The following is a 14,250-nucleotide window of genomic DNA, read 5'->3' on the forward strand; positions in this document are numbered from 1 at the left end:
CAGTAAGCTTCAAGACTACTTATAGGTTATTTATTCAACTAATTAGTTTAAGCTTTGATGATTTTCCCAACTGCAATTGGTAAAGTAACGTGGGCATCGTAGTTCATGACAGTTCCTTGAACAGTAGCCGGTAGCTTCAAGGTATCCGGCACACCATGAATATAAATGACCCTTTTATCAAGCTGCAAATCGTCACTGCCAAAAGCGGCTTTAAACGCTGTCTGCAATTCCTTCAGATCAACGAGTTTGTCATAAGCATAGTGACCTTCTGCATCAGCCACTGGGTAACTGTCATTTGGCACATGCATCTTGGCCGGTTCAGCGTCAAATGGCACCATCGTTGTACCGGAAACCGGTTCTGTTTCTGGCAGATCAACGAAACCGTCACCATTAGCATCTTGTGCCGCTGTGGCGATTTCTGCTGGCTTACCATCCGGGAATCCGTGGAAATGTTCCCAATGCTGCACATTAGCAGGTGTATCAAACATATCGATATGAATCTTCATTTGCGCACCATCAATCGTGAACGTCGCGGCACCGTGCGGCGCGGTGCCAATCTTCTCAGCGTTCAATGGCACGATTTCTGCTGTATACTTTTCAGCCATGCAAACCACTCCTTTTAGATTTAGACTCAGTTTCAGTATAGTGCTAACTGGAACGACTCACAATCTATTGCATTTCAAAAGTGAGGTTGCAAGATTATTTGGCCAATTGCAATAACCGTTGGCGCAAAAAGGTAATAATATCACACCGCACCGGTGTTAGTTAGCAAATCAAAAACTATTATTTAGAATATAATTCGGACTTATTTTCTTGCTTCTATTGCTCGTTCAATCCGCCCCTCATCATAAAGCCGCAATACAAAATACATCCCCACATAAATAACCAACGGAATCCAAACATAATTCAAATTAATCATGGTGAGAGTTGCGGCATTCTGGGTTCGATTGGCAACGTAACCCGAAAAGTGAAACAAACCAGCTGTAATCAAGCCGCCAACACCAAGGCCGACGTTAACGCCAAAGTCATCCGTTGAAGCCAGAATTCCCTCGGCTTGGATCCCCATGCTGGCACCATAACGGATTGTGTCAGCAATCATGATTGAGACGAGGCCGATAATGATCCCATTGCCAATCGAGTTAATCAAGACACCGCCAAACAAGAACCACAGTATTTTGGTATAAACCCCAACCGCAATCACGGCTTGACCAACCAGCGCTATTAAAATACCGCGAAGCATCGTTTGCTTCTTACTGCCAACCTCGGTAATTCGAATGATCAGCAATACCCCGATTAACGCTGCCAGGGTAAAACTGTTAGCTAGTGGCACCAGGTTTTCGTTTCCCACCGTATATTTAAAATAGTAAATGGTTGTCTGATTCTTAATTGCCGTCACCAGCCAGTACATGAGAATCACGATTGACATAACGATCCATGGCTGATTATGTTTCAACATTTTTAGGACAGTTGTTAACGGTTGGTGGGCAATTTCAGGATTCGCGAACCGTTCGCGAACATGGACAAACGTGTTGATAATCAAAAGAAATGAAATCAGGCTAAACACGATGATTGTGCCCAAGAACCCTTTTTGCTGATTACCGTGGCCGAAGAACGCAACCAAGGGTAATGTGAATACCGCCACCACAATTTGAACCGAACTGCCAAAGAATTGACGAATGACACCCAACAACGTCAACTCACGAGTATTCTGCGACATCGTTGGTAAGATTGACGTGATTGGCAGATTAACAGCCGTATACAGAAATCCAAGGCCTAAATACGTCACATATGCCCAGATTAATTTACCATTATACGAAAAGTTAGGCGTCACAAAGGTGAGAACCGCAAAAATAACGTAAGGTAACGAATACCATAGGAAGAACGGTCGGCTCTTGCCAAACCGTGAATGTGTGTGATCAATCATGATCCCGATGACAAAACTTTCAACAACGTCAGCTACCCGCGCCACGACAAATAAAATGGCCACCGCGCTTGGTGTCAGTCCATAAACATCCGTGTAAAAGAATAGCAAATAGGTCGTCATCATTTGAAAGACTAAATTATCGGCGGCGTCACTTAAGCCGTAACTAATTCGTTCGGGCCACCGTGTTACCCATTTCGTCGTGCTTTTCATCCCATCATCGCCTTTATCGAAATTGTTAATCAACTGTATCGTACTCTAAAATTAGTTCTCATGATATAGATTGTACACAATTTGGATGTAAGCTGATTCCTGAGACAACTTTTAAGTAAAGAAAATAGAAACCCTTTCAGTTAACATGTGCTAACCAAAAGGGGGCCCTATTTTCTTTTAATACCGTATTTCACACGGTATCGAATAAAGGTCGTCCGTTTAATACCTGTATTTCGGGACACATCAATGTCACTCATGCCAGCTCGATAAAGCTTAAAAGCATGTTGCAAACGGGGATCATCTTTGGCATATTGGGGTTTGCGCCCATGATATTTACCCTGCTGCTTAGCTAAGGCAATCCCTTGTTGCTGGCGCTCAATGATTCGCTTACGTTCACTTTCGGCCTGATACTTATAGAGTTCAATAATCAAGTTGGTCATCAGTTGACGTAAATTTGGGTCAGCAATCCCTGTCATGGACGGTAAATTCAACACATCTAGGGTGGCACCCTTATTTTGAATGGAGTTCATGATCTTAGTCAAATCATGGTTGTTTCTGCCTAAGCGATCTAATTCAGTGACCATTACAATATCACCCTCACGAATATAGGCCAGCATTTTTTGCAGTTCTGGCCGATTAGTGTTAGCCCCACTTAATTTATCCGTAAATAATTTATCAACGTCTTTTAAAGCCGCTAACTGTCGATCTAAATGTTGCTCCTTGGAACTCACACGCGCATAACCGATTTTAGCCATTTCCAATTCTCCTTTTGGACAGTTCTAATGAACACTTGTAATTCCTAGTATAGCACAGAAATAAAAAAGACCACTAGGGTATACCCTAGTGGCCAGATTGGTTTAGTCAAATAAAAATTTTAATTGGTTTCTTATAAGTGCATATAATTTCATCATCACTACCTGTCTGCTATAATGATGGTAAAGGTGGTGATGATTTGCGATTTATATTTAAGGCTTTAATAGTAGTTGTTATTATCCTTGCATTTCCTTTATCCATAGCTCTTGTCTTTAAAAATTGGTCAACGGCCATTGGTACTAGTACTCCCATGTCATTAAAGCTTGGTTGGTTGGAGCAGTACGAACCGATATACCTCTTTTGGAGTGGAGTAATTTTGGCGGTACTGTTAATTATTTTTTTGCTTATCACACTTTTTTGGCCACGGTCACAATCATTATATCTTCATCAAAAGTCTGATGGTCAAGTGACCGTCAGTAAGAAAGCTATTGAACATTTTGCGCTTTCAGCACTTCAACATGAACCCTTTATTGGCAACCCCAAGGTATCATCTAAGTTATCACGAAAAGGGATCACACTTAAAATATCGGGTGATCTACTAAATTCAGTCAATGCCAAGAAACAGACTGCAAATTTTCTTAATCAATTAAAAAAAGATTTGCGTATTTGTCTTGGAATTTCTGAACAGAAAAAAATTAAAATCAGACTCGTTGATTTTAATGAGTTGGACGCTAATGTGCATAAATCTCGAGTTGTCTAGGAGGTGATAACGTGACCGAACTCATTAAAGCCTATTTTTGGCCACTAATTGGTGGAATTATGGGATTGCTCTTAGCGGTCCTTATCATCACATTTGGATTTTTCAAGACACTTTTTGTTTTGATTTTTATGGCAATCGGGATTACCGCGGGTTATTATATTCAAAAAACTGGTATCTTAACAAATGTTTTTAAATAACTGTTTGAATTATAAGGAGGAAAAATTATGCAGAATGGAACGCCAAGTGAGAAAACAACAACTAACGAAAAGTCTGGTGTTAAAGGCAATTTAACATTTGATGATAAGGTTATTCAAAAGATCATTGGTATCGCACTTTCTGAAGTAGATGGCTTATTAACCGTAGATGGCGGCTTTTTCGCAAATGTTGCTGATAAACTAGTTAATACTTCAGATGTCACATCAGGAATTGATGTAGAGGTTGGAAAAAAGCAGGTTGCAGTGGATCTCGACATTGTTGCTGAATACGGCATTGATATTTCTAAACTGTATGACAAGATCAAAAATGTTATCGTTCGGGAAGTAAAGAATATGACCGAATTAGAAGTAATTGAGGTAAATGTGAATGTTGTTGATGTCAAGACAAAGGAGCAACATGAAAAAGATTCGATTTCTCTGCAAGATCGCGTGAGCGATGCCACAGACAAAACGAAGGAAGCCGTCAGTAAGGGCGCAAAGAAATCGAAGGAAACATTAGGTGACAGCGTTGATAAAGTAAAGTCTGACAATAAATCTAGTCGTGTTATCTAAGGGAGTGAGTAAATATGGGACTTATTTGGTCATTAATCGTCGGGGCAATCATTGGTGCCATTGCTGGCGCAATCACTAACCGTGGTGCTGCTATGGGCTGGATTGCAAACATCGTAGCTGGTTTGATTGGTGCATGGATTGGCCAAGGGCTCCTTGGCACTTGGGGCCCTTCATTAGCTGGCATGGCATTGATACCATCGATCATCGGGGCAATTATTTTAGTTCTGATTGTTTCATTAGTTGTTGGTCGAACCAGTAAAAAGTAAGGGGGGAATTTTATGGACGTCTTGAAAAGTGTATTTAAGTTTATGATCGCTTCTACGCTCATTGTAGGTGGTGTTCTCATCGGTGGCACCGTCTTGGCTGCTAAGAAGGTAGATGGCATTGGTGATACGTTGCAACAAAAATTACATGGATAATTAGCCAAATTATCTATATTAGTCATCTTAGAACGTAAATAATTTTACAATCTACCATATAACGTCTCCATCTTTTCAAAACGACTTAATTCTACGGGCTATAAATAACTTAATTTGCCAGTGTATAACGTTTCAGATTAAGCTACCACTATGTTATAATAACCATATCTAAAGGAGATCAATCTAATGAAATATACGAAAACCAAAGCAGTATTAAATCAACTCGTTGCCGATTTGAGCCAGATGTCAATGATTATCCATCAGACGCATTGGTACATGCGTGGACCCAACTTTTTGAAGTTGCACCCCTTGATGGATGAGTTCATGGAAGAAATTGACAGCCAACTCGATGTCATTTCTGAACGGCTGATTGCGCTTGATGGCAGTCCTTACTCGACCTTAAAAGAAATGGCCGAAAACACTAAGATTCAAGACTGGCCTGGTGAATGGAACAAAACAACCCCAGAACGCCTCGCACACTTAGTTGATGGCTATCGTTACTTGGAAGACCTTTACCAACACGGCATTGAAGTATCCGATGTTGAAAAAGACTTCAGTACCCAAGATATTTTCATTGGTCTCAAAACCGCAATTGAGAAGAAAATCTGGATGATTCAGGCAGAGCTTGGGTCGGCGCCGGAAATTGATGAATAAAATAATATTAAAAAATCGGTAGGATTATAGTAGATTGTAAAATTAATCCGAACGCCCATTTGGATATTGGACAGCCCTAGTTCACAAAAGGTTTCGATTTTAATTCGTTCGGAATAGGTTATACTAGACAAAAGATCAGCTCCTAAAAGATGGGTTTGTGGTAAACACCATTTTAAAGGCAGCTGATTTTTTTGTCCGAACAGCGTTCGGATTAATTTTACAATCTGCCATTAATAAAAAATACGTCGTTATTCGATGACTGTTGGTACGATCAATTCGAAGCGGTCTGTCAAATAGGTCAATTCAATTGGCAGTTTAACCGCTGGGTCTCCGTCAATACGTGTCGTCACGGCTTGACCAGTTGCACTCGTAATTCGTGCACTGGTTGCCGTTAGCTGTGTAATGGCCTTGGAGTTTTGCAAGTTCCCCGTTAGTGCGAACCAAATATATGGAATTACTTGCCGCCAGCCAATGTTGTTAAGTAGACTAATATGCATTTTTCCTGGAGCAGACGCGCTATAGACGTGCCCACCGACTGATTTGGTCGTTGTAATCAAACAGAACCATGTTTTTAAGGTGTGGCTTCCTTCGTGTTTGAATTGATATCGAATTGGCAGTGACTTATTGTGACCCATATGGCGAATAGCACGGTAAAGATAGCTTAATTTACCGAATCGCTGCTTCTCAGATTGTCGAACTTCATTGGAAATGTCAGCCAAATTACCGAATGTCAGTGAACTCACGACTGCCCGGCGTTGATTACAAACTAGCATGCCGACTGCTTGGGTCGCCGGCTGAGTACAAATTAGTTCGATGGCCGCTTGGGGGTCAGTTGGTAACTGGTAGCGGGTTGCAAAATTATTAACCGTTCCCATGGGAATAACGCCGATACGAATATGTGCTTCAGCTTGGATTAGGGCTGTCATTGCAACGTTCAGTGTGCCATCTCCACCAATAACAATTAGTGCTGACAGTTGAGGAAGTGTTTGCTTAATTAACGCAATTGCCCGGGGGATTCCTGGTGTTGTCAGTAATTGAGACTCAATGCCGTGGTTCGATAGCGCTTGCGCGGTTTGATGGGCGACGGTTGCCGCTTGCCCATTACCCGCTTGTCCGTTATAGAAAATGCCGTAAGTTGTTGCCATGACAATCGCCTCTTGATTAAAAAATTAAGTTTATTCATCGCTTATTTAGTAAGCTTTTGATAGTCTCAGTATAGCTTGAACACTAGTTTGACTGGAAATAATATGCATCATTACTGAATTAGTCGGGTCAATGTGATACAATCCATTTTTGAGTGCATAAATTTTCCTTTCTTGACATATATCAATTTTAATAAGTTTAGAATAGCATATAATGGACTTATAATGAAGAATTGGAGGAATCATTCATGACTAAAAAATACGTTGCTAACATCGTACCACTAAACGTAAAAGGCATTGGAACGGCACCCCATGGAACTGCCACCTTTGTTGAAGACGGTGACCAATTACACGTGGCGATTGAAATGTTTGATACACCTGCAAATACGCAACACTGGGAACATTTCCACGGTTTTCCAGATGGTAAGGCGGCCCAAATTGCCACGATGGCGCAGGATGCCAATCATGACGGATTTGTCGACTTGCCAGAAACTGAACCAGTCTCAGGGACAACGATGGTGCCATTTGACAACGCCCCACATCACATGGACGTGCCAAATGATAACTACCCAGTCGCTGACGCCCAAGGCCACTTTGCCTACGAAATCGATGTGCCATTAGCTGATTTGCAAGCGAAGTTCAAAGAAGTCTTTGGTACCGATGACTTGGAACTCGACAAACGGGTCATCTACATTCACGGCGTACCACAAGACTTGGCTTTACCAGCCACCGTTGCTGGTGAAGTTGGCGCCTACGATGCACACGTCACCTTACCAATTGCGGTTGGGAAGATTGAAGTCGCAGACTAACCTAAAATTTGAAGTAAGCTAAAACATAACGACCGGATGAGCCTATCACATGACAGGTTCATCCGGTCGTTATGTTTATTTCTTTAGACTATCGACGGAAGCCTTGAAAACGCGAAATCGATTGACGATTATGGTTCCGACTGGCGAAGCACGTCCGTTAATTGTTGCCGAAAAATTGGCGTCCAGATATTCCGATAACCTAATCGGGTTGGATGAGCGTCGTCGACCATTGCTAGTGGTTGGGCGCGATTTTCAGCTTTGACCACTGGATCTTGCCAGAGGTCAATAATCGTGAAGTGCCACTTTTTTTGTAAGACTTTCAATTGCTGCACTAATTTACCATAATTCGCATCGTGTTTTCGCACACAAGTGAAGAACACGATTGGCACCGCCCAATGCTGTTGAACATAGGCCACGATTGTTTCAATCGCTCCGAGCGTCGTCGTTTCGTCAAAGCCGTGGCGCTGTTGTGCACCCGTAACTTGCCCCATAGCCTTGTCATGCTGGATTGAAGTCAATATTTGAGACAGATTTTAAGAGACATTCAGAACCGCGTTTACCTTCCACAGCTCAAATAAGTTATTAATCGCGATTAATAACTTATTTGAACCCTGGAAAGCATTAAATCAGGCGGCCATTTGGCTCGTAAGTGTTGCAATTTCAACTTGTAAGGGGGTCTGGTAGCCCAGTGAACTATGAATGCTCTTCCTATTGTAGAAAGCATGCACCTATTCAAAAAGGACGGCAGCGGCAGTTTCATAATCTTCAAAGACCGGCACTGGATAAACACATTCCTTTTTGAGGGAAGCGTGAAAGGATTCCATTGGCGCATTATCATACGGACAACCCTTACGGCTGTATGAGTGGCGGATATGTAGCTCAGTTAAACGTTGATTGTAATCATCGCTGGTATACTGTGATCCTAAATCCGTATGGATAATCAGGTCCCCAGTAATGGTTCGATTTTTAACCGCGCTTTCAAGGGTCTTTAAGACTAAATCAGTAGCCATCTTTTTTGAGAACGAATAGCCGATAATCCGTCGTGAGTGCAGGTCCATGATGGTTGATAAGTAACACCAGCCATTACGCTTCGTTTGAATATAGGTCATATCAGCGGTCCATCTTTGATTTAAACCAGTGGTCGAGAAATCCTGCTTAAGCAAGTTGGGACGCTGTTCAACCTTGGTTTTGGAAGCCGAAGCCGCTTTCCACTTATTGACGGTAACGGAGTGGATATCCAGTTCCTTCATGAGCCGGGAAATCCGTCGTGGACTGCACCGAAGCTGCAGTGGTTGAAGTTCCAGATTCAATTCATGGTGGATCTTCATAACACCGTATCGCTGCTTAAATTCCGCAAAGATCCGCAGAATCCGTTGTTTCAAGCCCGCATCTTCGGCTCGGCGTTTTGAAGGTTTGGGGGATCGATAACGATAATACTGAGCTCTGGAAGCACCGAGGATTCGGCACATCTTGGTTACCTGGTGGTGATGGCTTTCTTGGTGAATGTAATCAAAGATATTGGTTACTTCTGCGCAAGGAAGCCCAGGGCTTTTTTTAGGATTTCGTTCTCCTCAGACAGCGAAGCCAGTCGCTTTTCCATCGCTTTGATTTCGTCTGGCAATTTACCGGATTGAGTTTTGGCCTGGCCCTGGATCCACTTATGAACTGTTGAATAGCCAATGCCATATTCTCTGGCCAGTTGGGCAGCTGATTCGCCTTGCTTATATAGGTTGATAATGTTTTGTTTGAATTCTTTGTCGTAACGAGTTGGCATGTAAAAATTCCTTCCTTTTGAGAGATGATTTATTCATTATACCCTCTCTTAAAAGTTGTCTCAGGAATCAGCTTACATCCAATCTCCACGGACCAGGATTTCAGTACAAGGTAGACTATTTTGATAATGCTGTAATAGAGGCTCTAAAAATGAGTGAATTTCCTTACTGGTGTAAACATTACCTGGTCGCAATTGGGCCGCTAAAAAAGCTTCATTTTGGCCATCAAAGGCAACCAATGGATGAAAGCCGTTCGTTTGATAATGAGCGTTGAAATCACTACTTTCTTGATTACCGAAGGTATCAGAATGGGTCGAATCAACATCAATGATTAGTTCCGTTTGATTGGTAGTCAGGCGTCCTCGGTCAAGCAGAGTCTGGTTTAACACTTGTAAAGAAGTGATAGTCGTTTCATCACAGCGTTGCCAAAACCGCGAAATAGCAGCCTGTGAAGCTATAGCAGGCTTATCAAGTAGCAATTTAAAAATAGGATCAAAACGCAAACTGGTAGCAACCTGATCGGTGGCATAGCCAGCAATCTTCTGTAGTAATAGCTGTTCCATTAGACTAACATTACTGTGTTGGTAATAGCGTCGTTGATCTTTAAATGAAACTAATTTTTGAGCAAGGTCTGCGAAATCAAGTTTGTGTATGACCTCTTTGATGAGTACTAAACCCGCATCACTTGAAAGTTCACCACCAGTGTGAGAAATATGTAATTTGGAATTGAAATGTGCTTGGTTTTCCTGTAAAGTTGTCATATGAGAAGGGATCCTTCCTTCCTGGTTGTTTTTTAGACGATAATAACTATATCAGAAAGGACTCCTTTTTTACATAACATTTTTTAGCACTTAAAAGGTGCCAAAATAAAAAGAGCTAACGCCAGTGATATCAAGGATTCACTAGCATTAGTTCTTTTTTTATGAATATTTCAGGTTAATGTCTTATTTGTTTGTTGAGAAACTTTGACCTTAACTTTTTTAGTTATTCCCTGACAAGAGAGCGTCATTGTGACCGTCCCGGCTTTTTTTCCTTTTATTAAGCCCTGTTGCGAAACTGTGGCCACACTGGAGCGGCTAGATTTCCAAGTAAATCGTGAATTCTTTACATTAGTGACCCTAGCTTTTAACTGTCTAGTAGCACCCACATTGACAGTTGGGCTTCCAACAATCCTTAAAATAGGCTTAGGTACAACGATTGTCATTTGCTTTGTTTGTCCTTGATAAGACAGCGTGATGGTGGTTTTGCCAGCCTTTTTCCCTGCAACCAATCCATCCTGAGTCACAGTGGCCACATTGACGTTACTGGAAGACCAGACAGGTGTAGCGCCCTTAACGTTTGTCACGCTGCCCTTCAACTGATCACGACCACCAATAATCACCGTTGAACTACCTGTAAGACTTAAGCGCGGTATGTCCGCAGCAGATGATTCAGATGATTGCTTATCTGCTGACGAATCAGCTGAACTCGAAGCACTACTAGAAGTCGAATGACTCGAGGCAGATGAACTTGCTGCGTCGGTGGTTGAGGCTAGTGCCCGTCCCTGATATGTCCCAATTAACCCAACTAGCATTAATAATGTACTCAAACAAATTAAAATTCTTTTCATAGTCTCGTATATCCCCCATGAGATAATCATACCATTTATAAGTTATGACTTCATAATTTTTTAATAGCAATCTTCTATTATATGTATTTGTGAAACTTTAAATCATTTAACAAGGCTTCCTTCTTCAATGCAAAGGATGCTTTTTTGATTTCATTTTAGTAACTTGTTTTCAAAAATAGCCGTTTTGTTTCAAAATTGGTGTTTGAACACCTCTTGTTATTCGCCAAAAAGAAGGAAATTCTTCATTTTTGTCTCTAATATCACAAAATTTTACAATATCATTTTCTTGGAACTTGTAATATTTTTTACATTGTTTCGGTCATAATCAGCGTTGTATGGGGATTTGTTTAAAATTCCGAGATTACAAATATTACAAAGATGACAAAAAAGGCAAATATTGAAACATTTTGGAATCTGTTTTTAAAATTCGTGATACTATCGGGTAACAAGCATTCGCTATGATTGTTACTATTGATTAACCAATAGGCGTTAATTAAAACTTGACAATAAATAGGAGTGTATATTTTGAAAAAATTCGCAACATTATTGACAACAGCTACAGCAGCCTTAGGTTTATTCTTTGCTGGCACGGTTAGTGCTAATGCAAGCTCAACTTACACTGTAAAATCAGGTGATTCAGTTTGGGCCATTTCGCAAAAATACAACACAAGTATTAATAGCATCGAAAAAGCAAACAACATTAAAGGTCATTTAATTATCCCAGGCCAAAAATTAACAATTGGTAAGAAAGCAGCAACTGCAACACCAAAACCAATCAAAAAAACAGTTGCTAAAAAGGCAGCTAGCACACAAACCGCTACTACAACCAAAACAGCAAGTACAAGTTCAACAACTTCTACTTACACAGGTAGCAATTTGAAGAGCTACGTCTTAAGTCAGATGGAATCACGCACTGGTGTTTCTGCTTCAACTTGGAACACAATCATCACTCGTGAATCTAACTGGCAACCAACTGTTCGTAACAGTACTAGTGGTGCTTATGGTTTGTTCCAAAATATGCACATTAGCAGTGGTTCCGTTGAAGAACAAGTAGATGCCGCAGTTAGTCTTTTCAACGCACAAGGCATGGCTGCTTGGGCACTTTAATTTAAAATTCAACTTTCAGGATAAGAGCTGCAACGAATTATCGTTGTCGCTCTTTTTTTGTGTCGTCAATTAGTTCAACGGGCAGAGCTTCTTTTTCGGTTAGAACTCTAACATGTTTAAAAATGACTTTTTCCATGTAAAGTGGCGCTATTCATTTTTTTAACACTATTTGCTTGCTTTTTTCGCTATACTATAATATTCTTATTTCAACAACTTACAAAAAGTAAGTAAAATGAATGGAGGCGTAATCCTTATGGTAGACGTAAACAAATTAGAATTCGGAATTGAAACTTTTGGTGACATTGTGGCCAATGAAGACGGCAGCCTCAAGTCTGCTGCTGAATCTATCCGCCAAATCATACACGAAGGCGAAATCGCAGATAAGTATGGCATCAATGTCATCGGCGTTGGCGAACATCACCGCCCTGACTATAGTGTTTCCAGCCCAGAAACTGTTCTGGCTGCCATTGCTTCAGTAACCAAACAAATTAAATTAGCTACCGCCGTCACTGTATTAAGCTCTGACGATCCCGTCCGCGTTTATGAACGCTTCGCTACTCTTGACGGCCTGTCAAATGGCCGTGCACAAGTTATGCTGGGTCGTGGTTCCTTCACAGAATCATTTCCTCTATTTGGATACGATCTTACCGATTACGACGACCTCTTCAACGAAAAGCTGAGTCTCTATGACATGCTGCGTACTGAAAAGGCGGTTACCTGGTCCGGTAAATTTCGCCCTAGCCTAAAAAATCAAGAAGTTTACCCCAAAACTGAAAATGGCGAGTTAGAAACCTATATTGGAATCGGGGGTTCCCCAGAGTCAATTATCCGTGCCGTTCGTTTTGGATATAAGGTCATCATTGCCATCATCGGTGGGCAAGCGGATCGCTTCAAGCCATATATCGACTTATACCACAAAGCAGCGAAACAGCTTAATATGCCGGAATATCCAATTGCGGTTCATTCCCATGGATTTATTGCGGATAACGAAGACGAAGCACTTGAAGTTGCGTTTAAAAACATCAAAGCTAACTTTGACCGCATTGGTTTAACCCGCGGCTGGGCACCGATGAGTCGTGAACAATTCGACCATGAAACACAGGTTGGTTCTTTCTATGTCGGTACGCCTGAAGTTGTGGCAAACCGAATTGCACGTACAATTGATCTGCTGGACTTAGGCCGGTTTGACCTCGTCTATGGTGCCGGTAACCAAACAGCTGCCCAACGTGAACGTATGATTGAACTTTACGCAACTAAGGTCATCCCCCGCGTCAAAGAAATTTTGAAGGCAAAGGAGGCCGCAAAATAATGACCATCAAACGTGTTGGCATTCTTGGCGCCGGAAAAGTTGGAATTGTGCTAGCCGGTTTGGCTTTAGACGCTGGCTATGAAGTCCGAATTTCTGGCTCAGGAACCGTTAAAAAAATCGACCTTATCATTAAGACGCTCGTTCCTGGAGCGATTGCTTCAGAAAATCGTGACGTTGTGGAAAACAGCGACATTATTTTGTTAGCAATCCCCCTGAGTCGTTACAAAAACATTGATCCACAATTATTAAAGGGTAAGTTAGTTATCGACGCCATGAATTATTGGTGGGAAACTGATGGCATTCGTGAAGAGGTCTTAGAACCCGATTCCACTTCCAGTGAACAAGTCCAGGCTTACTTCAAGGACACGACCATTGTGAAAGCTTTCAATCATATGGGTTACCATAACTTACAAGAAGATGCCCGTCCAAAAGGCAATCCAAAGCGCAAAGCTTTATTTGTCACCGGTGACGATCATAAAGCTGTGGATGAAGTCGCTCACTTTGTTGATACCATGGGGTTTGATCAGGTTGTTCATTACAACCTGGCTGATGGCATTATGACTGAACCTGGCAGTCCTTTATTCGGGGCAAGTTTAAAGTACGATGAATTGAAACACATTATCGATCATTTCAATGAAACTGAATTTGGTAAACAAGTGGCAGCTTCTCAAAAATAAATTAATTACCAAAACACTATCTGAAGTGCAACAAAATTTCAGGTAGTGTTTTTTATTATCAGATAATACCTAAGTGACTTAAATATTGTCGAAAAGAACAATATGCCGTTGCCATTGTTTCGCACCTCAGTGTCATTTCGGCTAATCTTATAGCAAGCACATGCATTTGAAGCCAGTATGTTGAAATGACAGGCGCTAATTCACTAACTGTCTTTACGTAATTTTCTGCAGATTGTTTTGTATCTAGTAGTGCTATACCTTCTTAATAACATCTCTCAACACTGGGGTTCTTTTTAATGCTCCAGCGATCCCTTCAGGAGTCCTTATAGCTCCGTTAC

Annotated in this window: 19 protein-coding genes and 1 pseudogene; 10 read left to right on the forward strand and 10 right to left on the reverse strand. The window is 41.4% G+C overall.

Translation table 11 applies throughout. The features are described 5' to 3' along the window. Positions 1 to 47: 47 nt before the first annotated feature. From IV80_RS03455 to IV80_RS03465, 3 genes are all read right to left on the reverse strand, one after another. Positions 48 to 605, reverse strand: coding sequence for a hypothetical protein (locus tag IV80_RS03455; RefSeq protein ID WP_003567312.1), 558 nt, complete (start codon positions 603 to 605; stop codon positions 48 to 50). A gap of 200 nt (positions 606 to 805) precedes the next feature. Further along, positions 806 to 2,134, reverse strand: coding sequence for a glycoside-pentoside-hexuronide (GPH):cation symporter (locus IV80_RS03460; RefSeq protein ID WP_057750058.1), 1,329 nt, complete (start codon positions 2,132 to 2,134; stop codon positions 806 to 808). 167 nt (positions 2,135 to 2,301) lie between these two features. Beyond that, positions 2,302 to 2,889: a recombinase family protein gene (locus IV80_RS03465; protein ID WP_003596518.1), complete on the reverse strand. Its 588-nt coding sequence runs from the start codon at positions 2,887 to 2,889 to the stop codon at positions 2,302 to 2,304. A gap of 197 nt (positions 2,890 to 3,086) precedes the next feature. On the opposite strand from IV80_RS03465, the gene amaP reads away from it, so the two are divergent. The 6 genes from amaP to IV80_RS03490 all read left to right on the forward strand — a co-directional run bounded on the left by amaP (position 3,087) and on the right by IV80_RS03490 (position 5,487). Then, the gene (amaP, locus tag IV80_RS03470; protein ID WP_057749565.1) at positions 3,087 to 3,647 is read left to right on the forward strand and encodes an alkaline shock response membrane anchor protein AmaP; all 561 of its coding nucleotides are present in this window, start codon (positions 3,087 to 3,089) and stop codon (positions 3,645 to 3,647) included. An 11-nt stretch (positions 3,648 to 3,658) separates the two neighbouring features. Beyond that, positions 3,659 to 3,844 (forward strand): DUF2273 domain-containing protein, encoded by a 186-nt coding sequence (locus IV80_RS03475; protein ID WP_003596522.1) that lies wholly within the window; start codon positions 3,659 to 3,661, stop codon positions 3,842 to 3,844. Between the two features lie 27 nt (positions 3,845 to 3,871). Further along, entirely contained in the window at positions 3,872 to 4,414 is a 543-nt protein-coding gene (locus IV80_RS03480; RefSeq protein WP_057749568.1) for an Asp23/Gls24 family envelope stress response protein, read from the forward strand. 14 nt (positions 4,415 to 4,428) lie between these two features. Next, positions 4,429 to 4,680: a GlsB/YeaQ/YmgE family stress response membrane protein gene (locus IV80_RS03485; RefSeq protein WP_003680323.1), complete on the forward strand. Its 252-nt coding sequence runs from the start codon at positions 4,429 to 4,431 to the stop codon at positions 4,678 to 4,680. 12 nt (positions 4,681 to 4,692) lie between these two features. Then, positions 4,693 to 4,833 carry a hypothetical protein gene (locus tag IV80_RS10155; RefSeq protein ID WP_003681696.1) on the forward strand — a complete coding sequence of 47 codons (141 nt, stop codon included), beginning with the start codon at positions 4,693 to 4,695 and terminating at the stop codon, positions 4,831 to 4,833. Positions 4,834 to 5,019: 186 nt separating this feature from the next. Further along, positions 5,020 to 5,487 (forward strand): Dps family protein, encoded by a 468-nt coding sequence (locus IV80_RS03490; RefSeq protein ID WP_057749570.1) that lies wholly within the window; start codon positions 5,020 to 5,022, stop codon positions 5,485 to 5,487. 41 nt (positions 5,488 to 5,528) lie between these two features. On the opposite strand, the pseudogene IV80_RS10260 reads toward IV80_RS03490, so the two are convergent. Continuing rightward, positions 5,529 to 5,618: pseudogene (locus IV80_RS10260) on the reverse strand (IS30 family transposase); the annotation flags it as partial. Positions 5,619 to 5,735: 117 nt separating this feature from the next. Next, the gene (locus tag IV80_RS03495) at positions 5,736 to 6,632 is read right to left on the reverse strand and encodes a diacylglycerol/lipid kinase family protein (protein WP_057749573.1); all 897 of its coding nucleotides are present in this window, start codon (positions 6,630 to 6,632) and stop codon (positions 5,736 to 5,738) included. A 245-nt stretch (positions 6,633 to 6,877) separates the two neighbouring features. On the opposite strand from IV80_RS03495, the gene IV80_RS03500 reads away from it, so the two are divergent. Further along, positions 6,878 to 7,438: a hypothetical protein gene (locus IV80_RS03500; RefSeq protein WP_057749576.1), complete on the forward strand. Its 561-nt coding sequence runs from the start codon at positions 6,878 to 6,880 to the stop codon at positions 7,436 to 7,438. 128 nt (positions 7,439 to 7,566) lie between these two features. Here the strand turns inward: IV80_RS03500 and IV80_RS03505 are convergent, their stop codons facing one another. The 5 genes from IV80_RS03505 to IV80_RS03525 form a co-directional block, all read right to left on the reverse strand. Beyond that, positions 7,567 to 7,929 (reverse strand): SGNH/GDSL hydrolase family protein, encoded by a 363-nt coding sequence (locus IV80_RS03505; RefSeq protein ID WP_186806049.1) that lies wholly within the window; start codon positions 7,927 to 7,929, stop codon positions 7,567 to 7,569. 237 nt (positions 7,930 to 8,166) lie between these two features. Beyond that, the gene (locus tag IV80_RS03510; RefSeq protein ID WP_338045650.1) at positions 8,167 to 8,955 is read right to left on the reverse strand and encodes an IS3 family transposase; all 789 of its coding nucleotides are present in this window, start codon (positions 8,953 to 8,955) and stop codon (positions 8,167 to 8,169) included. A 5-nt stretch (positions 8,956 to 8,960) separates the two neighbouring features. Then, entirely contained in the window at positions 8,961 to 9,212 is a 252-nt protein-coding gene (locus tag IV80_RS03515) for an IS3 family transposase (protein WP_057749582.1), read from the reverse strand. A gap of 72 nt (positions 9,213 to 9,284) precedes the next feature. Continuing rightward, a complete protein-coding gene (locus IV80_RS03520) occupies positions 9,285 to 9,971 on the reverse strand; it encodes a transposase (protein WP_057749585.1) in 687 nt (228 codons plus the stop codon). 170 nt (positions 9,972 to 10,141) lie between these two features. Continuing rightward, positions 10,142 to 10,819 (reverse strand): Ig-like domain-containing protein, encoded by a 678-nt coding sequence (locus tag IV80_RS03525; protein ID WP_057749588.1) that lies wholly within the window; start codon positions 10,817 to 10,819, stop codon positions 10,142 to 10,144. A gap of 522 nt (positions 10,820 to 11,341) precedes the next feature. Between IV80_RS03525 and IV80_RS03530 the strand changes: the two genes are divergently transcribed. The 3 genes from IV80_RS03530 (at position 11,342) to IV80_RS03540 (ending at position 13,912) form a co-directional block, all read left to right on the forward strand. Continuing rightward, a complete protein-coding gene (locus IV80_RS03530) occupies positions 11,342 to 11,926 on the forward strand; it encodes a LysM peptidoglycan-binding domain-containing protein (protein WP_147186373.1) in 585 nt (194 codons plus the stop codon). A 253-nt stretch (positions 11,927 to 12,179) separates the two neighbouring features. Then, positions 12,180 to 13,235: an LLM class flavin-dependent oxidoreductase gene (locus IV80_RS03535; protein ID WP_057749594.1), complete on the forward strand. Its 1,056-nt coding sequence runs from the start codon at positions 12,180 to 12,182 to the stop codon at positions 13,233 to 13,235. Further along, positions 13,232 to 13,912 carry an NADPH-dependent F420 reductase gene (locus IV80_RS03540; protein WP_147186372.1) on the forward strand — a complete coding sequence of 227 codons (681 nt, stop codon included), beginning with the start codon at positions 13,232 to 13,234 and terminating at the stop codon, positions 13,910 to 13,912. Before IV80_RS03535 ends, IV80_RS03540 begins: the two co-directional genes overlap by 4 nt. Positions 13,913 to 14,250 lie beyond the last annotated feature (338 nt).

Origin of the sequence: Pediococcus cellicola, assembly GCF_001438655.1 — a bacterium.
Lineage (GTDB): Bacteria > Bacillota > Bacilli > Lactobacillales > Lactobacillaceae > Pediococcus > Pediococcus cellicola.